The organism is Modestobacter altitudinis, from assembly GCF_005930475.1.
Taxonomy (GTDB): domain Bacteria; phylum Actinomycetota; class Actinomycetes; order Mycobacteriales; family Geodermatophilaceae; genus Modestobacter; species Modestobacter altitudinis.
The window spans coordinates 1-21,148 of record NZ_SJEW01000061.1 but is presented as its reverse complement, the minus strand read 5'-3'; the positions used below and the strand labels follow the sequence as shown (position 1 = coordinate 21,148).

Sequence of the window (21,148 nt, the reverse complement as noted above, 5' to 3'; positions counted from 1 at the left end):
CGCCGCGCGGGTGCCACGACCGGCCGACAGTCGTTACCGTCCGGCGGGTGGCCGGGCCCTCGATCCGACTCGTCGTCCCCTACTTCGGCCGCCGGCCGTCGTACTTCCCGCTCGTCGTCCGCAGCATGGCCGCCAACCCCGACGTCGACTGGCTGCTGCTCACCGACGAGCCGGTGCCGGGGGCGCCGCCCAACCTGACCGTGCAGCGCTGGCACCTCCCCGACCTGGTGGCCCGGTTCCAGCGCCACTTCGACTTCCCGCTCGCCGTCGAGGGCCCGTACAAGCTGTGCGACCTCCGGCCGGCGTTCGGCGAGGTCTTCGCCGACGAGCTGGCCGGCTGCGACTTCTGGGGGCACTGCGACCTCGACGTGGTGTTCGGCCGGGTCCGCGACCACCTCCCGGCCGAGGCCTTCGCCGCCGACAAGGTGCTCGTGCAGGGCAACTTCGCGCTCTACCGGAACACCCCCGCGGCCGCCGGCTGGTTCCGCCACGAGATCGACGGGGTCAGCTACCGGGACGTGCTGACCGACCCGGCGGCCCGGCACTTCGACGAGTGGGCGGGCGTCTTCCACCTGCTGCGCGACCTCGACGTGCCGATCTGGCAGGAGCAGACGATCTTCGACCTCTCCTTCGCCCGCTACCGCACCCGGGCGGAGCACCCGCCCGGGCGCGATCCCCGCCGGTACGCCTGGGAGGACGGCGAGGTCTGCGAGTACCGGCTCGACCACGGGCAGGTCGTCCGGCGCACGGCACTGCTGGTGCACCTGCAGAAGCGCACGATGCGGCCACCCTCGGCCGACGTGCTGGCCGCGGACCGGTACTGGATCACCGCGAACGGGTTCGCCGTCCAGCACCGGGTGTCGCCGTGGGCGGTCCGCGCCGCCCGGGTCCCGGCCGGCCGCGAGCTCGTCGGCCTCTACGTTCGCCGGGCGCAGCGGGCCGTCCGCCGTCGCGCCATGCGGCGTGCCCGCGAGCGGGCGCGGGCGAGCGCAGCTGCTCCTACCCTCGAGAGGTGACCGTCGCCCCGCAGCTGAGCGTCCACCTCGGCAACCGCTTCGCCCGCGAGCTCCCGGAGATGACCGCCGCCTGGCAGGCCGACCCGGCCCCGGCTCCCCAGCTGCTCGTGCTCAACGAGCCGCTCGCCGGCGAGCTGGGCCTGGACCCGGCGCAGCTGCGCACCGCCGAGGGGGTGCGGCTGCTCCTCGGCAACGAGGTCCCGGCCGGCGCGACGCCGGTGGCCCAGGCGTACGCCGGGCACCAGTTCGGGGGGTTCGTCCCCCGGCTCGGTGACGGCCGCGCCCTCCTGCTCGGCGAGCTCACCGACGCCGACGGCCGGCTCCGTGACCTGCACCTCAAGGGCTCCGGCCGCACCCCGTTCGCCCGCGGCGGCGACGGGCTGGCCGCGGTCGGGCCGATGCTGCGCGAGTACGTGGTCAGCGAGGCCATGCACGCCCTCGGCATCCCGACCACCCGCTCGCTGGCCGTCGTCGCGACCGGACGCCAGGTGCGCCGGGAGACCGCGCTGCCCGGCGCGGTGCTCACCCGGGTCGCCAGCAGCCACCTGCGGGTCGGCAGCTTCCAGTACGCCCGGGCCACCGGGGACGTCGACCTGCTGCGCCGGCTGGCCGACCACGCCGTCTCCCGGCACCACCCGGCCGCCGCCGACGCCGAGCTCCCCGCCCTCGCGCTCCTCGAGGCGGTGGTCACCGCCCAGGCCGAGCTGGTCGCCCGGTGGATGCTCGTCGGGTTCGTGCACGGCGTGATGAACACCGACAACATGACCATCTCCGGCGAGACGATCGACTACGGCCCGTGCGCCTTCATGGAGGCCTACGACCCGGCGACGGTCTACAGCTCCATCGACCACGGCGGCCGCTACGCCTACGGCAACCAGCCGGTGGTGGCCGAGTGGGACCTCGCGCGGCTGGCCGAGGCGCTGCTGCCGCTCCTCGCCGACGACCAGGAGCAGGCCGTCGAGCTCGCCGTGGCCGCCCTCGACGGGTTCCGCCCGCAGTACGGGGAGGCCTGGACGGCGGGCATGCGGGCCAAGCTCGGCCTGCCGGCGGGGCTGGACGACGGCGTCGTGGGTCCGCTGGTCGACGACCTGCTCGCCCTGCTGCAGGCCGACCACGTCGACCTCACCTCGTTCTTCCGTGCCCTCGGCGCAGCCGCCCGCGGCGATGCCGAGCCCGCCCGGGTGCTGTTCCTCGACCTCGCCGGCATCGACGGCTGGCTGGCCCGCTGGCGTGCCGTGTCCCCGGACGCCGAGGCGATGGACCGGGTCAACCCGGTCTACGTCCCGCGCAACCAGCTGGTCGAGGAGGCGCTCAGCGCGGCGACCGCGGGCGATCTCGAGCCGCTGCACCGGCTGCTGGACGCGGTGACCTCCCCGTACACCGAGCGCCCCGGCCTGGCGCGGTACGCCGCTCCGGCCCCGGTCGACTTCGGCGTCTACCGGACCTTCTGCGGCACCTGAGGGCTCACGGCACCGTCCGGGCCGTCAGCTCGACGACCGCGTCGATGAGCTGGTCGCCGTCGAGCAGCAGGGCGCTGTTGTGCTCCACGCCGGGCACCTCCACCAGCCGGTGCAGCCGGCCGGCGGCCTCGGCGACCTGCCGGCTCTGCGCCGGGGGCACGATCGTGTCGGCGGTGCCGTAGACGACCGTGGTGGGCGCGGTGACCTCGGCGATCTGCTCCGCCACCGGGTAGCGGTCGCGCAGCAGCTGCCGCACCGGCAGGTACGGGTAGTGGCCGCTGCCCACGGCCGCGAGGTCCACGAACGGGGAGCGCAGCACCAGGCCCGCCGGTGGGTGCTCGACGGCCAGCTCCGTGACGACGGCGCAACCCAGGCTCTCGCCGTAGTAGAACAGCCGGTCCGGGCGGACGCCGGCTTCCAGGAGGTGGGTGCGCGCGGCCCGGACGTCCAGGGCCAGGCCCTCCTCGCTCGGGCTGCCCGGGTTGCCCCCGTAGCCGCGGTACTCCACGAGCAGCACCCCCAGCCCGGCCTCGGACAGCGCCCGGGCCAGCGGTGCCCGCACCGCGCGTGAGCCGCCGTTGCCGCCGGCCACCAGGACCGTGGGGGCGTCGGCGGTGGGTGCGGGGACCCACCAGGCGCCGAGCTCGAGACCGTCCGCCGTGGTCAGCCGGACGTCCCGGCCGCCGGGGAGGGCGTCGGCGGCGGCCGGCACCGGGCCGTCGTCGGGGAAGTAGACGAGGCGTCGCTGCAGCGCCCAGAGCAGCCCGGTCAGCACGGCCACCCCGACGACGACCACGACCACCACGGCCCTCGCCGTCCGCAGCACCTGTCGCACGCCCCCATCGTCCCGGACGGGCCGCTCAGCCGCCGTGCGTCTCGGCCAGGAACGGCAGCGCCGCCCGGGGCACGCCCCGGCCGTCGGGCCGCGGCCAGTGCACGCCGACCTCGTCGATGCCGGCCTCGGCCAGTCGCCCGACGGTGTCCGCGTAGCGGCCGGCGCTCTCGAACGGCCAGGACGTCTCCAGCCCGAGCTGGGCGCTGCGCCGCAGGGCGGCGGGCTCCCGGCCCTCCTCGGCCAGCGCGTCGGTCAGCCGCGCGGACTGCTCGGCCACGGCGGCGAACCACTCCTCCGGTCCGACCTCGGCACCGAAGGGACCGTAGGTGACCCAGCGCTGGCCGTACCGGGCGGCCAACCGCAGCGCTCGGGGCCCGGTGGCGGCGACCGTGAACGGCAGCCGCGGCTGCTGGACGCACCCGGGGAGCTGGTGGGCGTCGACCGCGGTGTACCGCTCGCCGTGCGCCGTCGTCACCGGGTCGCGGAGCAACCGGTCGAGCAGCCCGAGCCACTCGGTGAAGCGGTCGGCGCGTTCCCGGCGGGACAGCGGGGCCTCCCCCAGCACCAGGGCGTCCGGGCCCTCGGTGCCCACGCCGACGCCCAGCTCCAGCCGGCCGCCGCTGAGCTGGTCGAGGGTCATCAGCTCCTTGGCGAAGGGCACCGGGTGCCGGAAGTTCGGCGAGGCCACCTGGGTGCCCAGCCGCACCCGCTCGGTCACCACCGCCGCCGCGGCCAGCAGCGGGACGGCGCCGTACCAGGGCCCCTCGGCGAGCAGCGGCCAGGTGAGGTGGTCGTAGGTGGAGACCAGGCGCACCCCGGCCTGCTCGGCCTCCTGCACCTCGGCGAGGAAGACCGACACCGGGTGCCGGTCGGGCAGCACCAGCGCGGCCAGGGTGGGGGTCACGCGGTCAGTGTGGTGCATGCCCGAGCGGGCCCCGGCCGTCTGGCGACGGCCGGGGCCCCTCGTCAGCTGGCTCCCGAGCGGATCAGGAGGACAGGTCGAACACCGTGGTGCTGTCGTAGGTCTCCCCCGGGCGCAGCTCGGTCGAGGGGAACTGCGGCTGGTTCGGGGAGTCCGGGAAGTGCTGGGTCTCCAGGGCCAGGCCGTCGCTCTGCCGGTAGATGCGACCGCTGGTCCCGACCAGCGTGCCGTCCAGGAAGTTGCCCGAGTAGAACTGGATGCCGGGCTCGGTGGTCTCGATCGTCAGCGTCCGGCCGCTGTCCGGGTCGAACACCCGGGCCGCGGGCTCCAGGGCGTCCTCGCTGTCCGAGCCCTCCCGCACACCGTTGTCCACGCGGTCCAGCGCCCAGTTGTGGTCGTAGCCCTGGCCGTAGAGCAGCTGCTGGTCGTCCTCGCGGATGCGTGCCCCGATGGGGGTCGGCTCGCGGAAGTCGAACGGCGTGCCCGCGACCGGCGCGATCTCCCCGGTCGGGATCAGCGTCTCGTCGACCGGCGTGTAGCCGCTCGCGTTGAGCTGCAGCTCGTGGTCGTAGATGGTGCCCGACCCCTCGCCCGACAGGTTCCAGTAGGTGTGGTTGGTCAGGTTCACCACGGTCGGGGCGTCCGTCGTCGCCTCGTAGTGGACCGAGAGCCGCTCGTCGTCGTCGAGGGAGTAGGTCACGGTGGTGGTGAGCGTGCCGGGGAAGCCCATGTCGCCGTCCGGGCTCACCAGGGTCAGCTCCAGGGCGGCCACGTCCCGGTCGCCGACCGGGGTGGCCGACCAGACCTTGGTGTCGAAGCCCTGCGTACCGCCGTGCAGGGTGTTGACGTCGTTGTTGTTCAGCGGCAGCTGGTACGTCTGGCCGTCCAGCTCGAACGTGCCACCGGCGATCCGGTTGCCGTAGCGGCCGATGAGGGCGCCGAAGTACGGGCCCGGGTTGTTGTTCTCGATGTAGCCGGCCAGGTCCGCGAACCCGAGGACGACGTTGTCCACCTCGCCGCGGGCGTCCGGTACCTCCAGTGACTGCACGATGCCGCCGTAGGTGAGCACGCGGACGGTCATGTCGCCGTTGGTCAGCGTCCAGCGCTCCACCGCGGTGCCGTCGGGTGTGCTGCCGAAGGGCTCCACCGTCGTGCTCGCGTGGCCGTGGTGGCCGCCGTCCCACTGACCGCCGTCCCCGTGACCGCCGGAGGCGCCGGCCGGGGTGGCGGCGGTGCCGGCGAGCAGGCCGGCGCTGAGCGTGGCGACGAGCGGCCAGCGGCGCCGTCGCCGGCGGGGCGTCGGCGACGCCGCGGCCGGCGGGAGGGCAGGAGGTGGTGCCAGACGTCCAGGCATGGGGGACTCCGTGTCCGTTGCGGTCCACCGGCGTCGTCGCGCGGTGGTCGGGGGCACGGCAGTTCCGGGCGCCGGCGGACGTGCAGGGTGTGCCCCCCGTGCAGTCCTAGAACGACCCCGACCGTAGGGAGACGGCCGAAGCGGTGTCAATGGCAGCGCACAGGCCGCTCACGGCGTGGCCACAGACCAGCGACAGCGGGTGACCAAGGGGAGCTCGCCGGTGGCGCTCGCCGCGGCGGACGACCGCCGCCCGGTTAGGGTCGGACGGTGATCCGGACAGGCCGGGCCGAGCACGAGCTGGCCGTCGAGGTGCTGCGGTCCTCGCGCGCCCTGCTGTGCGTCATCGACGGGGCCAACCGGCTGCTCCTGGTCAACCCGGCGATGGAGCGGTTCACCGGCAGGTCCGCCGATGACCTGGTCGGCCAGCTGTTCCACGACGTCTACGTGGTGCCCGAGCACCGGCTGCTGGCCCAGGACGCCGTCGCCCGCTCCATGGCGACGGGCACCGCGTTCCCGCAGGAGGGCGACTGGCTGGCGGCCGGCGGGGTGCGCCGCCGCGTCTCGATGACGATCGACGTGCTCCGGGACGCCGACAGCACCCCGTGGGCGCTGGCCTGCCTAGGGCTCGACGTCACCGAGGAACGCGAGCGCGAGGCGGCCCTGCGCCGCCGGGCGCACACGGACGTGCTGACCGGCCTGCCGAACCGCAGCGCCCTGTTCGACGCGCTCCAGCAGCACCTCGACGCCGAGCGCGGCGCCGGCTGCGGGCTGCTGTTCTGCGACCTCGACGGGTTCAAGGAGGTCAACGACCGGCACGGGCACGCGGTGGGCGACCGGCTGCTGGCTGATGCGGCGGCGCGCCTGCTGGCCCTGGCCGGGCCGTCGGACCTGGTGGCCCGGCTGGGCGGTGACGAGTTCGTGGTCGTCTGCCCCGGCGGGGCGAGCGCGCGGCTGGCGATGCTGGCCGCCGAGGTCACCACCGCCTTCCGGCGCCCCTTCACCAACCCGGCGGGCGAGCTCATCATCGGCGTGAGCATCGGCCACGCCGTCGGCGAGCCCGGGGAGGCCCCGGACCGGCTGGTGGCCCGGGCGGACCACGCCATGTACGGCGCCAAGTCACGGCGCCGCCGGCGCGACCCGCGCTCCCCGGAGTGACGCTCAGCCCCGGTGGGCGTCCAGCCAGCTGACGACGTCGTCGAGCACCTGCTGCTGCTCGGGCTCGTTGTGCGGCTCGTGGTACAGCCCGGGGTAGACCGTCCGGGTGACGTCGGTCGAGCCGGCGGAGGCGGGGACCAGCTCGCTGCTCGCCGTCGGCACGAGCCGGTCCGCGCCGCCGTGCAGGACGAGCAGCGGCATGGCCAGCGAGGGCAGGCGTGCCGGCATCGCCGCGGCTGTGGTCATCATCTCCGCGCCCGTGCGGGCCCGGACCTTGCCGGTGTGGTTGAGCGGGTCGGCGCGGTAGGCGGCCACCACCGCGGGGTCGCGGCTGATCGTCTCGGCGTCCAGGGTGAGGACGCCGAGGTCGGGCAGCACCCGGGACAGCACCGGCGCCACCAGCTGCTGCAGCTTCGTGGCCGCACCGGTGTCCAGCGCCGGGGCGGAGACGACCGCGCCGCGGATGCGGGCGTACGGGGTGCCGGTGAGGTACTGCAGCGCGATGAGCCCGCCGAGGCTGTGGCCGTAGACGAACAGCGGTGCGCCGGGGTGCCGGTCGGCCGCCAGCGCGACCAACCGGCCGACCCCCGCGGCGGTGGCCGCCATGCTGCCGATGTTGCCGCGCACGCCCGGCGAGCGGCCGTGCCCGGGGTGGTCGACGGCGTAGCTCGCGTAGCCGGCGCGCGCCAGCCGCTGCGCCACGTGGGCGTAGCGCCCGCCGTGCTCGTGCAGCCCGTGCACCAGCACGACCACCCCGCCCGGGTCGTCGACGGCCCACCCGGCCCAGTACTGGCCCGAGGGCAGCGTCCCCTCGGTAGCCGGCTCGGTCATCGGAGCGCCTCCTGCTGGGTCGGTGGTCGTGCCGACGTGCAGTCTGCCTGAGCCGCTGTGAGCAACCGCACCGACCGATCTGGTCGGCTCACCGACCGGATCGGTCGGTCGGCGGTTACCGTCGTGCTGTGGCCCGCCCGTTCCGTCAGCAGATCGACGCGGGCATCCTCGACCGGGCAGCGGCGCTGTTCGCCCGCCACGGCTACGAGCAGACCTCCGTCCAGGCGGTCGCCGACGCGGTCGGGCTGTCCAAGGCCGGCCTGCTCCACCACTTCCCCAGCAAGGACGCGCTGCACGAGGCGGTGCGCGCGCAGGTCGACACCCTCGGGCGCGGCGCGCTCGACCAGGTGCGCGACCTCCCGCTGGGCGCCGCGCGCGACCACCGCGCGGTCGAGGTGCTCGTCGACACCGCGCTCGCGCACCCGGGGCTGGTGTCCCTCCTGCTCACGCCGGCGACCCAGGGCGTCGCGGTGGCCGAGGCGGACACCGACCCGGCTGGCCTCTGGGCCTTCGCGGCCTTCGGCGTCGACCCCCGGACCGCCGAGCGGGAGCGCTGCGTCCGGGTCGCCGGCGCCCTGGTCGCGCTCGCCGTCCTCGCCCTCGGTGCCCAGCAGGGCGGCGAGGCCGCCGTCCTGCGGCCGCACATCATCGCGACCAGCTTCGACGCGCTCGGCCACCGCAGTCCCGACGCTCCCCCGACCCGCTCCGACCAGGTGGAGGCCTGATCCCCCATGGCTCTGTTGTTGTCCCGACTCGGGTCCTTCTCGGCCCGGCACCGCTGGGCCGTCGTGCTCGTCTGGCTGGTCGTGCTGGTCGGCGGTGGGGTCGGCGCGGCCACGCTGGGCGGCGAGACCTCCAGCACCTTCTCCATCCCGGGCCAGGAGTCGACCACCGCGCTGCGGCTCATCGAGCAGGACTTCGGCGCCGGCGGTGACGGGGCGACCGCCCGGGTGGTCGTGCAGTCCGCCGACGGCTCGGCCCTCACCGGCGGGGAGGACGCCGCGGCCGTCCAGTCCCTGGTCGCCGAGCTGGGCGGGCTGCCCGGGGTGGTGTCGGCGAGCGACCCGCTCGACCCGGCCGCCCCGGCGGTCAACGCCGACCAGACCACCGCCTACAGCACGGTCACCTACGACGCCGCGGTCGGCGGCGTCACCGTGGCCGAGCAGGACGCGCTCGTCGCCGCGGTCGACGACGCCCGCAGCAGCAGCGGGCTCACCGTCGAGATCGGCGGCGACGCCCTGAACGAGACCCCGTCGGTCGCCGGCGTCGGTGAGCTGGCCGGCGTCGTCGTCGCGCTGCTGGTGCTGGCCATCACCTACGGCACGCTGGTGACCGCCGGCATGAACCTGCTGACCGCGGTCATCGGGGTGGGCACCGGGGTGCTGGGCATCACCATCGCCACCGGGTTCCTCGACCTCTCCTCGACCACCTCCGCGCTGGCCGGGATGCTCGGCCTGGCCGTCGGCATCGACTACGGCCTGTTCATCGTCAGCCGGTTCCGGCAGGAGCTGCGCCGCGGCTCGGACGTCGGCACGGCGGTCTCCACCGCCGTCGGCACCGCCGGCTCGGCCGTGGTCACGGCGGGGCTCACCGTGGTCATCGCGCTGGTCGGGCTGGCTGTCGTCGGCATCCCGTTCCTGACCCAGATGGGCATCGCCGCGGCGGGGACCATCGTCGTCGCCGTCCTGGTCGCCCTCACGCTGGTGCCGGCCGTGCTCGGCCTGCTGGGCCGCCGCGCGCTGCCCCGCAAGGACCGCACCGCCCCCACGGTGACCCACCACGCGGCAGTCCGGGAGGGCTTCCTCGCCGGCTGGGTCGCCAGGGTGACCCGGCACCGGGTGCTGTCGCTGCTGCTGGCCGTCGTGGCCCTCGGCGCGATCGCGATCCCGTTCTTCTCGATGCGGACGACCCTGGTGCAGACCCAGCCGGAGGACAGCACCCAGGCCCGGGCCGAGCAGCTGCTCGCCGACGGCTTCGGCGAGGGCTTCAACGGCCCGCTCACCGTGCTGTTCCAGGGCCAGGGCGCCACCGAGGCCGCCACCGCGGCCAGCGGGCCGATCGCCGAGCTCGCCGACGTCACCGCCGTCGCGCCGGCCGTCCCGAACGCCGACGACAGCGCGGCGCTGCTCACCGTCATCCCGGACTCCGGGCCCACCAGCCAGGCCACCGAGCAGCTGGTGGCCGACCTGCGCGACCAGCTCGCCGACGTCGACGGCGTGGACGCCTACGTCACCGGCTCCACCGCGGTCAGCGTCGACGTCTCCGAGTCCCTCGACGCGGCGCTGCCGGTCTACCTGGTGCTGGTCGTCGGCCTGGCGCTGGTGCTGCTCGTGCTGGTCTTCCGGTCGCTGCTGGTGCCGCTGGTCGGCGTGCTGGGCTTCCTGCTCACCATCGGCGCCTCGCTGGGCGCCACCGTCGCGGTGTTCCAGTGGGGCTGGCTGTCCGACCTGCTGGGCATCCCGAGCACCGGACCGCTGATCAGCCTCACGCCGATCCTGGTGATCGGCATCCTCTTCGGGCTGGCGATGGACTACCAGATCTTCCTGGTGTCCCGGATGCACGAGGCGCACAGCTCCGGCGCGCGGGCGCTGGACGCGATCCGCACCGGCTTCCGGCAGGCGGCCCCGGTCGTCGTCGCGGCCGCGCTGATCATGTTCGCCGTCTTCGCCGGCTTCTTCACCGGCGACGAGGCGACCATCAAGTCGATCGCGTTCGCACTCGCCAGCGGCATCCTGTTCGACGCCTTCGTCGTCCGGATGGTGCTGGTCCCGGCGGCACTGGCCCTGCTCGGCGAGCGGGCCTGGTGGCTGCCCCGCTGGCTGCGGTGGCTCCCCCAGCTCGACGTGGAGGGCGCCGCGCTGCAGCAGGGCCCGCCCGCCCGGACGAGCGAGGACCCGGTCCCGGTCGGCTGAGGTCGGCGCCCCGCGCGGGCGGGCGGCAGACTGTCGGCGTGACCTCGCCGCTGTCCGCCGGCTCCGCAGCGCGGGGCGTCGTCCGGCTGCTCAACACCTCCGACGGAGGTGTGCTCTGCCTGGCCGGCGAGGTCGACGAGGCCGTCGTCGCCGCGTTCCTGCAGCGCTACGGCCGGGAGCCGGCGCGGGTCGACCGCATCGACGCGGGATCGGTGACCTCGCTGTCCCCGCCGGCCCTGGACCTCGTCCTGGACCACCTCGAGGTCGCCGAGCGCGCCGGCCGGTCCGTCCGGGTGCTCCGCTCGCCGTTGGTCGAGCGGCTGCTCGCGACCGCCCGGACGGCTCAGGAGCCGCTCGCGGGCGCCGCGACCCGGGCCTGACGCGACGAGCGGACGACGACCGCGGCGAGCACCGAGACGACGCCGAGCACCACCAGCGCCGAGCCCAGCCCGCCGATCGCGCCGGACAGCGCCAGCACCACCAGCGGGCAGACGAACTGGCCGAGGAACACCGCGGCGGTCCACCAGCCGGTGCCCCGACCGCGCTGCTCGAAGGTCAGCGAACCGAGCGCCCAGGTCAGCAGCGAGGGCAGCAGCAGGCCGTTGCCCAGGCCGGTGACGACGGCGAAGAGCACGATCACCGACACGTTCGGTGCCAGGCCGAGGCCGACCAGCCCGACCCCGGAGACCGCGAAGGCCAGCGGGACGGTCACCGCGGGGCCGCGGGGGGCCAGCCGGCTGAAGGAGAGCGCGCCGATGGCGGTGCCCAGCGAGCCGATCGCGCTGACGGCACCGATGGCGCCGGTGGAGTCCACGCCGACGTCGTCGAGCCTGAAGGAGAGCTCGACGATGAGCGCGTAGAAGACCAGGCCACCGACCAACGAGGTGACCACCGGGGCGGCGAGCTGCCGCCAGGGCAGCGCGGGGAGGGTCAGGACCCGACCCGACCGGTGCGGCGCCGGCTGCCACACGAGCCGTGCGGCGGCCACGGCCAGCGGCAGGCTCACCAGGTAGAGCCAGAACGGCGTCCGCCAGCTGTGCGAGCCCAGCGCCCCGCCGATGCCGAAGAACAGCGTCGCGGCGACCGTGGTGCTGACGACCTGCATGCCGAAGTACCGCTCGCGCTGGGAGCCGTGGAAGTAGTCGGCCAGCAGCGTGGTGCAGCAGGTCATGATCACGGCCTCGGTGAGGCCGACCAGCACCCGGCTGGCCACGATGAGCTGCAGCGAGGGCAGCCAGAGCGGCGCGGTGCCGACCACGGCGTAGACCACCAGCGCGATCACCAGCAGCCGCTTGCGGCCGATGCGGTCGACGACCCGGCCGGCGAACGGCGCGGTGAGGCCGATGACCAGCGCCGGCGCGGTGAGGACCACCGGCGTCAGGGCCTGCACCCCGGCGGTGCCGGCGAAGGCGTCCTCGATGGCGGGGAGGACCGGTGCCAGCAGCACCGCCCCCAGCACGCCCAGGCAGCTGGCGAGGATCAGCACCACGGCCTGGGCCCGCCCGGCCGGGCGACCGGTCGCCGGGTCGACGGCGACCTCGCCGGCCAGCGGCTCCTCGGCGAGCGACTGGGGACTCACGACTTCCGACACGGGCGTCTCCGTTGACGAGGTGCCGGCCTCGGTGACCGGCATCACTGGAGCGGAAGTGTCAGCAGCAGCCGGGCCGAGCGGAAATCACTTCTGCTGAGGGAGCACATCACCGAGGTCGATACCGGTCGCGACGGGTGTGCCGACGGCCAGCTCGGCCGCGCGCACCACGAGGTCCCGCAGCCAGCCGTGCTCCGGGTCGTCGTCGAAGACCGGGTGCCACCACATCGCCTCGATCAGCGGGCTGACCTCGAACGGGCACGGCAGCGCCCGGACGCCGCTGTTGAGGGGCAGCAGGTCGATCAGCCGGCGCTGCAGCAGCGCGACGCGGTCGCTGCCGGCGATGAGCGCGGGCACGGTGAGGAAGTGCTCGTTGACCACCTGCACGTGCGGCTCGATGCCGAGCGTCCGCAACTGCCGGGCCGCCCCGGTCGACGCCGTCTGCCCGTGGTAGGTCGCGACCCAGGGCAGGGTCTCCAGGTGCTCGATGGTCAGGCCCTCGTCGGCCAGCGGGTTGTCCGCGGCGAGCACGCAGACCCACTCGTCGCGGTACAGGTCGCGGTGGGAGAGGTCGGTGATGAAGCCGTGCGGCAGCAGCATCACGTCGGCGGTCAGCAGCACCTGGTCGGCGCGCTCGACCATCGCCGGTGAGTGCGGGGTGAAGCGCAGCCGGGTGTGCGGCGCCTCCTCGGCCAGCAACTCGGCGATGGTGTCGCCGAGGATGGCGACCACGTAGTCGCTCACCAGCAGGGTGAACTCGCGGGTGGAGGAGCCGGGGTCGAACTCCGGCTGGGCGGTGAACACCCGCTCCACCCCGGCCACCGCGATCCGGGCCAGCTCCTTGAGCTGGACCGCGAGCGGGGTCAGCCGGTAGTCGTTGCCCACCCGGGTGAGCAGCTCGTCGCCGAAGTGCCGGCGCAGTCGGGCCAGGGACGCCGACAGCGCCGGCTGGGACAACCCCATCTGCGCCGCGGCCCGGGTGACGCTGCGCTGCTGCAGCAGGGCGTCCAGCGAGACCAGCAGGTTGAGGTCCAGGCTGGCCAGGTTCACCGGCCCACCGTATCGACGGCGGTGATGCCGGTCATCAGACATCTCGTCTTCCCCCCTCGTCCGGAGTGCCCGACTGTGGTGTGCGTCGCACCGAGGAGGAACCCCATGCCCGACGAGCTCGACCGCACCGACCCCGAGGCCGCCATCGCCGCCGCCGCCGAGCGCTGCTCCAACTGGGGGCGCTGGGGTGCCGACGACGTGCTCGGCACGCTCAACTTCCTCACCGAGGACAAGCGCGTCGAGGGCGCCGGGCTGGTCCGGCGCGGGGTGAGCTTCTCGCTGTCCCAGGCCTTCGACACCGACGGCCCGCAGAAGGGCTGGCGGCGGCGCACCAACCCGGTGCACACGATGACCGACACCGGCACCGACGCCGAGCGCGGCAACCAGGGCTTCCCGCACGGCATCGGCGGCGCCGACGACGTGATCGCCATGCCGCTGCAGTGCTCCACCCAGTGGGACGGCCTGGGTCACATCTTCGACCACGGGATGGCCTGGAACGGCCGGCGCGCCGGCGACGTCGTCACCAGCGAGGGTGACCTGGTCACCGGCATCCAGACCGCCGCCGCGCACATCACCGGCCGCGGCGTGCTGCTCGACGTCGGCAGCGTGATCGGCACCGACGGCGAGCTGCCCGACGGGTTCGCGATCACCCCCGAGCACCTCGAGGCGACCATCGCCGCGCAGGGTGCCTCGGCCCGGGTCGGCCGCGGCGACCTGCTGTGCGTGCGCACCGGCCGGCTGACCCGCGCCCGCCGCGACATCGCCGAGGGCCGCGGCTGGGGCGACTACGCCGGCGGCGGCGCCCCGGGCCTGTCCTTCACCACCGCCGACTGGCTGCACGGCAGCGAGATCGCCGGCATCGCCACCGACACCTGGGGCTTCGAGGTGCGGCCCAACGAGTTCGACGTCGCCTTCCAGCCGCTGCACCAGGTCGCCATCCCCAACATGGGCCTGTTCCTCGGCGAGATGTGGGACCTCGACGCCCTCGCCGCCGACTGCGCGGCCGACGGCCGGTGGGACTTCTTCCTCACCGCCGCCCCGCTGCCCGTGACCGGCGCCGTCGGCTCCCCGGTCAACCCGATCGCCGTCAAGTAGGAGTCGACATGCCCGCAGTCACCAGCGCCCTCGTCGTCGGCGGCGGCCTCGCCGGCTCGGCGACCGCCGTCCACCTCGCTCTCGGCGGCGTGGCCGTCGACCTGATCGAGATCAAGCCGGACGTCGCAGCCCTCGGGTCGGGCATCACCCTGCAGGGCAACGCGCTGCGCGAGCTGCGCTCGCTCGGCGTCTGGGAGCAGGTGCAGGCCGCCGGCTACCCGTTCGACGTCACCGGGATCCGCGCACCGGACCCGGCCGGCACCGTGGTGGCCGAGATCCCGGACGCGAAGACCGGCGGCCCCGACCTGCCGGCCGCCATGGGCATGCCGCGCCCCGAGCTGGCGCGCATCCTGCTGGACCGGGCGGCCGAGGTCGGCGTGAAGGTCCGCTTCGGGACGACGTTCACCGAGCTCACCCAGGACGACGACGGCGTCGACGTCACCTTCTCCGACGGCTCGACCGGGCGCTACGACGTCGTGGTCGGCGCCGACGGCCTCCGGTCGTGGACCCGCCGGTCGCTGGGCATCAACCTGGAGACGCGCTCGGTCGGCATGGGCATCTGGCGCGCGTTCGGCCCCCGCCCGGCCAGCGTCACCCGCACCGACCTGTACTACGGCGGCCCGTCGTTCATCGCCGGCTACTGCCCGACCGGGGAGGACTCTCTCTACGCCTACATCGTCGAGCCGGCGCAGGACCGCAGCGCGCTCTCGCCGGACGAGCAGCTGGCCACCATGAAGCAGCTGTCGCAGGCCTACCACGGCCCGTGGGACGAGATCCGCGAGACGCTGACCGACCCGTCGCGGGTCAACTACACCTGGTTCGAGACCCACGTGCTCGAGGAGCCGTGGAACCGCGGTCGGGTCGTGTTGATCGGCGACGCCGCGCACACCTGCCCGCCGACCATCGCCCAGGGCGGGGCCATGGCCCTCGAGGACGCCGTCGTCCTCGCCGAGCTGCTGACCGACCGGCAGACGCTGGACCAGGAGCTGTGGGACGTCTTCACCGCGCGCCGGTACCAGCGCGCGAAGACCGTCGTCGAGGCGTCGAACCAGCTCGCCCAGTGGCAGATCGACCACGTCCAGGGCGACATCCCGGGCCTCATGCGCTCGATCGCCGTGCTCACCAGCCAGCCCGCATAGCAGAACAGGACTCCTCCCATGACCCAGCAGCGTCTGATCACCCACCTGCGGCACGTCGACCTGGCCGTGCCCGACTTCGCCAAGCAGCTCGACTTCTACTCGGGCACCTGGGGTCTCACCGCCGAGCACAGCGACTCCGGGCTGGCCTTCCTCGCCGCCGAGGGCTCGCCCGAGCAGTACGTCGTCCGGCTGCGGCAGGCGACCGACAAGCGGATCGACCTGATCTCGTTCGGGGCCGCGACCCCGGCCGACGTCGACACCCTGGCCGGCCAGCTGGCCGCCGACGGCGTGACGCTGGTCGGTGAGCCGGACACGCTGCAGACCCCCGGCGGCGGCTACGGCTTCCGGTTCTTCGACAACGAGGGCCGCACCGTCGAGATCAGCGCCGACGTCGCCGTCCGGGAGCACCGGGCCATCGAGGAGGGCGAGTCCATCCCGGTCCGGCTCTCCCACGTCGTCCTCAACTCCGCCGACCCCGAGGGCACCCGCGCCTTCTACGAGAAGCACCTGGCCTTCGCGCTGTCGGACACCCTGATGCACCCGCGGATGGGCGAGATGATGTGGTTCATGCGGATCAACGCCTGGCACCACAGCCTGGCGATCGCCCGCGGCCCACACCCCTCCCTGCACCACGCGTCATTCGAGCTGCGCGGCATCGACGAGTACATGCGCGGCACCGGGCGGCTGCTGCGGGCCGGCGTGGAGAAGATCTGGGGCCCGGGCCGGCACAAGGCCGGCAACAACACCTTCAGCTACTTCCTGGACCCGCACGGCAACACCGTCGAGTACACGACCGAGCTCGAGGTCCTGGACGAGGACACCTGGCACCCGCACATGTACGACTTCAGCGACCCCGAGGTCTCCGACCAGTGGGGCACGGCGAACGCGATGAACGAGTTCGTCGCGCAGCGGTCCTTCAACGACCCGGACAAGGGCCTGTTCGTGGCCCCCCCGGTCTGATGCGGTTCGCCACCTGGGACGACGGCGGGGTCATCACCGCCGGGGTGGTCGGCGAGCACGGGCTGCACGCGCTGCCCCCCGACGTCACCGTGCTGGACCTGGTCCGCGCCGGGTTGCCGGCCGCGTTGGACATCGGGCTGACGGCGCTCTCGGCGACGCCGGTCCCGCTGGCGGAGGTGCGGCTGCTGCCACCGCTGCAGGCTCCGACGGTGCGCGACTTCGTCGCCTTCGAAGAGCACGTCGAGGGCGTGCGCAAGGCGATCGACGGCGTCGCCGGCGTGCCGCCGGAGTGGTACCAGGCGCCGACGTTCTACTTCACCAACCCCTACGCCCTGGTCGGCGCGCACGACGACGTCGCCGTCCCGCCGGGCTCGCAGCGGTTCGACTTCGAGCTCGAGGTCGCCGTCGTCGTCGGGCGGGACGGCGCGTCGCTGACCCCCGAGCAGGCCCGGGAGGCGATCTTCGGCTACACGGTCCTCAACGACTGGTCGGCCCGCGACCTGCAGGCACGGGAGATGCGGGTCAGCCTCGGCCCGGCCAAGGGCAAGGACTCCGCCACCACGCTGGGCCCCTGGCTGGTGACCGCCGACGAGCTCGAGCCCTACCGGGACGACGAGGGCTTCCTGGCCCTGGACATGCGGGTCTCGGTCAACGGCACCGAGATCGGCCAGGACCTGCTGTCCAACATGGGCTGGCCGTTCGAGGAGCTCATCGCCTACGCCTCCCGCGGCACCGTCGTGCGCGCCGGGGACGTGCTCGGCTCGGGCACCTGCGGCAACGGCGGCTGCCTGGCCGAGCTGTGGGGCACCCGCGGGAACGCCGCTCCCCCGCCGCTGCAGCCAGGCGACGTCGTCGACATGACCGTCGAGGGCATCGGCACCATCCGCAACCGGGTGGTCGCCGGCGTCGACCTGCCGCCGGTCCAGCCGGCCCGGCAGCGGTCGCGGGACCGCACCCGCCGGTCGTGACGGTGGCCGGGAAGGTCGTCGTCGTCACCGGCGCCGGCCAGGGGCAGGGCGCTGCCGAGGCCCGGCTGCTCACCGCGGCCGGCGCCACGGTGATCGGGTGCGACCTGGGACCCGCGCCGGTCGAGCAGCTGCCGGGTGCGGAGTACCGGCAGCTGGACGTGACCGATGCGGCGGGCTGGACAGCGCTGGCCGCCGACCTGCGCGACCGGTTCGGCTCCGTCGACGGCCTGGTCGCCAACGCCGGGGTCACCTGGCGGGCCCGGCTGGCCGACCTCGACCCGGCCGACCTGGCCCGGGTGTCCGAGGTCAACGTCACCGGGACGCTGCTGGCCATCCAGGCGCTCACCCCGTTGATGCCGGCCGGCGGCTCGGTCGTCGTCGTCGGGTCCGTGGCCGCGCTGACCGGTCACTTCCCGGTCGCGTACACCGCGTCCAAGTGGGCGCTGCGCGGGCTGGCGAAGGCCGCCTGCCTGGAGCTCGGCCCGCGGGGCATCCGGGTCAACACGGTGCACCCCGGCCACATCGAGACGCCGATGACCGCCTCCGCCTCGCCGGCGTTCCGGGACGCGAACATCGCCGAGACCCCGCTCGGCCGCACCGGAACCGTCGACGAGGTCGCCCCGCTCGTCGCCTTCCTGCTCAGCGACGACGCCTCGTTCATCTCCGGCGCGGAGATCCCGGTCGACGGCGGCATGACCGCGCACGGCGGCGTGAAGTCGATCAGCGACGCCGTCCGCACCGCTTCCTGAACCCCTGACCACCGAGAGGAACCACCCGTGTTCGAGTACTTCCCCACCGGGCCCTACACCTGGAACCTCAGCGTCGTCGCGACGCTGAACTCCGGCGGGCTGATCGACGAGGTCGACCGCGCCTGCCGGCCGATCAAGGAGGCGGCCAACGCCGGGGAGGACGCCGGGACGCCGGACTTCCTGCGGGCGTGGACGGCGCTCACCGACCAGCTGGTCGGCCAGGCGGAGGAGGCCGAGAAGGCCGGGCACGTCCGCACCGCGGGCCAGCTGTACTTCCGGGCCAGCAACTACCTGGCCCAGGCCGAGCGGATGCTGGCGCACTCCGACCCGAACCGGGTGCCGACCTACCGACGGCTGCTGGAGCTGGCGCAGAAGGCGTTCGAGCTGCACAGCCCGCGGGTGTCCCGGGTGGCTGTGCCCTATGAGGGCACCACGCTGCCGGCCTACTTCAGCCAGGCGCCGGCGACCGACGAGGGTCCTGCTCCGGTCGTCGTCCTGGTCAACGGGCTGGACTCCACCAAGGAGCACATGTACGCCTCCAACCACTGGGAGGAGCTGGCCGCCCGGGGCATCTCCTGTCTGATGCTGGACCAGCCCGGCACCGGCGAGGCGCTGCGGTTGCAGGGGCTCACCGCGCGGATCGACACCGAGGCCTGGGCCGGGGCCTGCGTCGACTGGCTCGAGCAGCGCGAGGACGTCGACGCCGCACGGATCGGGATCGTCGGCTGGTCGTTGGGCGGCTACTACGCCCCGCGCGCCGCCGCGTTCGAGAAGCGCTTCGCGCTGGTGGTGGCGTGGGGGGCCAACCACAACTGGGGCGCGGTGCAGCGTCGCCGCAAGGAGCGCGAGGGCGAGCGTCCGGTCCCGCACTACTGGGAGCACGTGCTGTGGGTGTGGGGTCACGACGGCGACGAGAACGACCTCGACGCCTTCCTCGACTTCGCCGACGGGGTGCACCTGGACGGCGTCGTCGAGCAGATCACCGTGCCGTTCCTGATCGCGCACGGGGCCAGCGACCGGCAGATCCCGGTGGCCATGGCGCACCGCTCCTACGACCAGGCGGTCAACAGCCCCAAGCGCGAGCTGCGGGTGTTCACACCCGACGAGGGCGCCACGGAGCACATCGGGCTAGACCACCTGCCGCACGTGAGCACGTTCATCGCCGACTGGGTGGCCGACACCTTCGCCGAGCTGGCGAGGGGCTGACCGTGCGGATGCTGTTCGTCAACCTGCCGGTGCGCGACGTCGCGGTGGCGAGGTCGTTCTACGAGGCGCTCGGGTTCACCTTCCACCGGCTCGACTCCGACGAGGGGTCGGCGTCGATGGTGGTCGACGAGAGCATCGTCGTCCGCCTGCTCGCCCGGGACCGCTTCGCCGAGCTGGTCACCGGCGAGGTCGGCGATCCCCGCTCCGGTCCCACGGTGCTGCTCAGCCTCACGGCGGACAGCCGTTCCGAGGTCGACGACCTCGTCGCGCGGGCGTTGGGCGCCGGCGGTGGACCGTGGCTGGCGGCCCGGGACACCGCCTCCGACCACACCGGCAGCTTCACCGACCCGGACGGCCACGTCTGGGAGATCCGGTGGATCGACCAGCTGCACGTCGTGAACTGACCTGGCTGGCCCACCCCGCCCCTCGCCGGCACAGCCGGCTCGGGGCGGGTGGGCGGCTGCGCCGTTCAGAACGGTGGTGGGGTGGTGACCGCGGTCAGGCCGGTGGGGGTGGTGACGGTGAGAGTGGCATCGGGAGCCAGGTGGAAGACCCAGTCCGGTGCCTGGTGCTTGCCGCGGTGGTCGGTGGTGCAGAACCCGGCCAGGTTGGTGATCGCGGTGGGTCCATCGGGATGGCGGATCCGGTGGTCGAGCTCGCCGGCGGCGACCAGCCGGCGGCAGCCGGGGAACCGGCAACGCCGGTCCCGGGCGCGCACGAACCGGTCCAGTGCCGCCCCGGGCCGGTAGCTGGCGGTCGGGCCGGGTGCGCCCAGCCCGGGCCGGCCGGTGAGGTCGTGGCTGCAGCCCGCCCGATCACGGCGGCAGGTGGGCTGCCCGCACTGCCCGGTGCGGCGCAGCTCGGGCAGGTCGGTGAGGGACACCAGGGCACCGGTGAGCGCGTCGACCAGCGCGATCCGTGGCCGGTCGGCCAGCCCGCCACCGGCGGTCCGGGCCAACAACCCCGCCAGCGCCTCCCGGTCGGTGCGGGCGGCGGCGGCCAACGCCGCCAGCGCGTCCCCGGCGGCGTCCACCCGACCGGCCGGGCCGGCCCGCCAGGCGGCCTCGTCGGCGGCGTCGGCCCGGGCGGCGGTGTGCACCATCCGCTGGGCGTGGGCCAGCGCCTGCTGCGCCTCGTACCCCGCCCGGGAGGCGTCGTCCACGGCGCGATCGGCCGCCGCCCACCAGCCGGCACCCGGCAGCGGACCACTGGTCGCCGCGGGGTCGGTCGGTGCTGATCCCGGTGCTGATCCCGGCGCTGATCCCGGTGGTGCGGACCCGCCCGGCCAGCGGTTCTCGGGTGGATCGGGATCGGTGATCAGGCCACGCTCGAAGTCCGCCCACCAGCGCTCCTCCGCCGCCCGCAGCGCCTCTTCCGTGGCCATGAACAGGGTCACTTCGGCGGGGTCAGGAACGGGGTCGCCGTGAGGGTCAGGGACGGCGTCGGGATCACGGACGGCGTGAGGGTCAGGGACAGCGCACACGTCACGGGCGACCTCGGGATCCGCCGGATCAGTGTCATCAGCAGGGACCGTGTCGGCGGGGTCGGTGGGGTCGGTGGTCGGGGTGCCGGTGAGCAGCCGTAGGAGCTGGCGCACCACCTCCGCCGGGACCACCTGCCCGTTGCACTCCCCCGGCGCATCACCGCCCAGCACGGTGCTGACCGCCGCGACCAGGGTCAGCGCCACCTGCAGCGGCGGCCGACCACCCGCACCGGGCCGCAGCACCAGGTCCAGCAGGCAGTCGGCCATCTTCTGCCCCCGCGTCCGCGGCTCGGCCCCGGGTTCGTCCTCCACCGCGTCGGCGTAGGCGCCCAGCGCGGCGTACAGCGCCTGCCCCTCCGGGCCGGTCAGCAACGCCGTCACCGACGCCATCCCCTCCGCCCCGGCCCGCAACTCCACCCCACGGC

The 21,148-nt window shown here is 74.3% G+C and carries 20 protein-coding genes; 13 read left to right on the top strand and 7 right to left on the bottom strand.

The genetic code is table 11. The annotated features are described in order from the left end of the window. The first annotated feature begins 47 nt into the window (after window positions 1-47). A complete protein-coding gene (locus FHL79_RS19010; RefSeq protein WP_138760146.1) occupies window positions 48-1,016 on the top strand; it encodes a DUF6625 family protein in 969 nt (322 codons plus the stop codon). Continuing rightward, window positions 1,013-2,476 (top strand): protein adenylyltransferase SelO, encoded by a 1,464-nt coding sequence (locus FHL79_RS19005; RefSeq protein WP_138760145.1) that lies wholly within the window; start codon window positions 1,013-1,015, stop codon window positions 2,474-2,476. Before FHL79_RS19010 ends, FHL79_RS19005 begins: the two co-directional genes overlap by 4 nt. A 4-nt stretch (window positions 2,477-2,480) precedes the next feature. On the opposite strand, the gene FHL79_RS19000 is transcribed toward FHL79_RS19005, so the two are convergent. From FHL79_RS19000 to FHL79_RS18990, 3 genes are all read right to left on the bottom strand, one after another. After that, window positions 2,481-3,311: an alpha/beta hydrolase gene (locus FHL79_RS19000; protein WP_246080988.1), complete on the bottom strand. Its 831-nt coding sequence runs from the start codon at window positions 3,309-3,311 to the stop codon at window positions 2,481-2,483. A 25-nt stretch (window positions 3,312-3,336) separates the two neighbouring features. After that, window positions 3,337-4,215, bottom strand: a complete 879-nt coding sequence (locus tag FHL79_RS18995) for an LLM class flavin-dependent oxidoreductase (RefSeq protein WP_138760144.1) — start codon at window positions 4,213-4,215, stop codon at window positions 3,337-3,339. A gap of 82 nt (window positions 4,216-4,297) precedes the next feature. Then, window positions 4,298-5,587, bottom strand: a complete 1,290-nt coding sequence (locus tag FHL79_RS18990) for an aldose epimerase family protein (protein WP_138760143.1) — start codon at window positions 5,585-5,587, stop codon at window positions 4,298-4,300. Between the two features lie 267 nt (window positions 5,588-5,854). Between FHL79_RS18990 and FHL79_RS18985 the strand changes: the two genes are divergently transcribed. Beyond that, window positions 5,855-6,742 carry a sensor domain-containing diguanylate cyclase gene (locus FHL79_RS18985; protein ID WP_138760142.1) on the top strand — a complete coding sequence of 296 codons (888 nt, stop codon included), beginning with the start codon at window positions 5,855-5,857 and terminating at the stop codon, window positions 6,740-6,742. Between the two features lie 3 nt (window positions 6,743-6,745). On the opposite strand, the gene FHL79_RS18980 is transcribed toward FHL79_RS18985, so the two are convergent. Further along, window positions 6,746-7,573, bottom strand: coding sequence for an alpha/beta hydrolase (locus FHL79_RS18980; protein WP_138760141.1), 828 nt, complete (start codon window positions 7,571-7,573; stop codon window positions 6,746-6,748). A 128-nt stretch (window positions 7,574-7,701) separates the two neighbouring features. Here FHL79_RS18980 and FHL79_RS18975 point away from each other — a divergent pair, with 128 nt between their 5' ends. From FHL79_RS18975 to FHL79_RS18965, 3 genes are read left to right on the top strand one after another with little or no spacing between them, the layout of a single operon-like run. Next, a complete protein-coding gene (locus FHL79_RS18975; protein WP_138760140.1) occupies window positions 7,702-8,298 on the top strand; it encodes a TetR/AcrR family transcriptional regulator in 597 nt (198 codons plus the stop codon). A 6-nt stretch (window positions 8,299-8,304) separates the two neighbouring features. Beyond that, window positions 8,305-10,485, top strand: a complete 2,181-nt coding sequence (locus FHL79_RS18970) for an MMPL family transporter (RefSeq protein WP_138760139.1) — start codon at window positions 8,305-8,307, stop codon at window positions 10,483-10,485. A gap of 38 nt (window positions 10,486-10,523) precedes the next feature. Next, a complete protein-coding gene (locus tag FHL79_RS18965) occupies window positions 10,524-10,865 on the top strand; it encodes a hypothetical protein (RefSeq protein WP_138760138.1) in 342 nt (113 codons plus the stop codon). Here FHL79_RS18965 and FHL79_RS18960 read toward each other — a convergent pair. Both FHL79_RS18960 and FHL79_RS18955 read right to left on the bottom strand, forming a co-directional pair. Then, the gene (locus FHL79_RS18960) at window positions 10,829-12,076 is read right to left on the bottom strand and encodes an MFS transporter (protein ID WP_138760137.1); all 1,248 of its coding nucleotides are present in this window, start codon (window positions 12,074-12,076) and stop codon (window positions 10,829-10,831) included. The two genes, FHL79_RS18965 and FHL79_RS18960, sit on opposite strands and share 37 nt — an antisense overlap. 84 nt (window positions 12,077-12,160) lie before the next feature. After that, complete coding sequence (locus FHL79_RS18955) at window positions 12,161-13,123, bottom strand: LysR family transcriptional regulator (RefSeq protein ID WP_138760136.1); 963 nt, start codon at window positions 13,121-13,123, stop codon at window positions 12,161-12,163. Window positions 13,124-13,228: 105 nt separating this feature from the next. Here FHL79_RS18955 and FHL79_RS18950 point away from each other — a divergent pair, with 105 nt between their 5' ends. Genes FHL79_RS18950 through FHL79_RS18920 form a run of 7 tightly spaced genes read left to right on the top strand, consistent with a single transcriptional unit; the run spans window position 13,229 to window position 19,644 of the window. Next, window positions 13,229-14,218: a cyclase family protein gene (locus tag FHL79_RS18950; RefSeq protein WP_138760135.1), complete on the top strand. Its 990-nt coding sequence runs from the start codon at window positions 13,229-13,231 to the stop codon at window positions 14,216-14,218. Between the two features lie 8 nt (window positions 14,219-14,226). Further along, on the top strand, window positions 14,227-15,357 hold the full coding sequence (locus FHL79_RS18945) for an FAD-dependent oxidoreductase (RefSeq protein WP_138760134.1): 1,131 nt from the start codon (window positions 14,227-14,229) through the stop codon (window positions 15,355-15,357). A gap of 18 nt (window positions 15,358-15,375) precedes the next feature. After that, the gene (locus FHL79_RS18940) at window positions 15,376-16,317 is read left to right on the top strand and encodes a VOC family protein (protein ID WP_138760133.1); all 942 of its coding nucleotides are present in this window, start codon (window positions 15,376-15,378) and stop codon (window positions 16,315-16,317) included. After that, window positions 16,317-17,285 carry a fumarylacetoacetate hydrolase family protein gene (locus FHL79_RS18935; protein ID WP_138760132.1) on the top strand — a complete coding sequence of 323 codons (969 nt, stop codon included), beginning with the start codon at window positions 16,317-16,319 and terminating at the stop codon, window positions 17,283-17,285. The genes FHL79_RS18940 and FHL79_RS18935 overlap by 1 nt, the downstream gene beginning before the upstream one ends. Continuing rightward, a complete protein-coding gene (locus tag FHL79_RS18930; protein ID WP_218938517.1) occupies window positions 17,282-18,034 on the top strand; it encodes an SDR family NAD(P)-dependent oxidoreductase in 753 nt (250 codons plus the stop codon). Before FHL79_RS18935 ends, FHL79_RS18930 begins: the two co-directional genes overlap by 4 nt. Before the next feature lie 27 nt (window positions 18,035-18,061). Further along, window positions 18,062-19,240 (top strand): alpha/beta hydrolase family protein, encoded by a 1,179-nt coding sequence (locus FHL79_RS18925; RefSeq protein ID WP_138760131.1) that lies wholly within the window; start codon window positions 18,062-18,064, stop codon window positions 19,238-19,240. 8 nt (window positions 19,241-19,248) lie between these two features. Continuing rightward, window positions 19,249-19,644 carry a VOC family protein gene (locus tag FHL79_RS18920; RefSeq protein WP_246080986.1) on the top strand — a complete coding sequence of 132 codons (396 nt, stop codon included), beginning with the start codon at window positions 19,249-19,251 and terminating at the stop codon, window positions 19,642-19,644. 65 nt (window positions 19,645-19,709) lie between these two features. On the opposite strand, the gene FHL79_RS18915 is transcribed toward FHL79_RS18920, so the two are convergent. Then, window positions 19,710-21,148: HNH endonuclease signature motif containing protein (locus FHL79_RS18915; RefSeq protein WP_218938516.1), on the bottom strand; the 1,439-nt coding region annotated here is incomplete at its 5' end.

Excerpts from the sequence above, each read along its gene's own strand:
- FHL79_RS18990 (WP_138760143.1), bottom strand. The coding sequence starts at position 5,587 with ATGCCTGGACGTCTGGCACCACCTCCTGCCCTCCCGCCGGCCGCGGCG.
- FHL79_RS18980 (WP_138760141.1), bottom strand. The coding sequence starts at position 7,573 with ATGACCGAGCCGGCTACCGAGGGGACGCTGCCCTCGGGCCAGTACTGG.
- FHL79_RS18970 (WP_138760139.1), top strand. The coding sequence starts at position 8,305 with ATGGCTCTGTTGTTGTCCCGACTCGGGTCCTTCTCGGCCCGGCACCGC.
- FHL79_RS18950 (WP_138760135.1), top strand. The coding sequence starts at position 13,229 with ATGCCCGACGAGCTCGACCGCACCGACCCCGAGGCCGCCATCGCCGCC.
- FHL79_RS18945 (WP_138760134.1), top strand. The coding sequence starts at position 14,227 with ATGCCCGCAGTCACCAGCGCCCTCGTCGTCGGCGGCGGCCTCGCCGGC.
- FHL79_RS18940 (WP_138760133.1), top strand. The coding sequence starts at position 15,376 with ATGACCCAGCAGCGTCTGATCACCCACCTGCGGCACGTCGACCTGGCC.
- FHL79_RS18935 (WP_138760132.1), top strand. The coding sequence starts at position 16,317 with ATGCGGTTCGCCACCTGGGACGACGGCGGGGTCATCACCGCCGGGGTG.
- FHL79_RS18920 (WP_246080986.1), top strand. The coding sequence starts at position 19,249 with ATGCTGTTCGTCAACCTGCCGGTGCGCGACGTCGCGGTGGCGAGGTCG.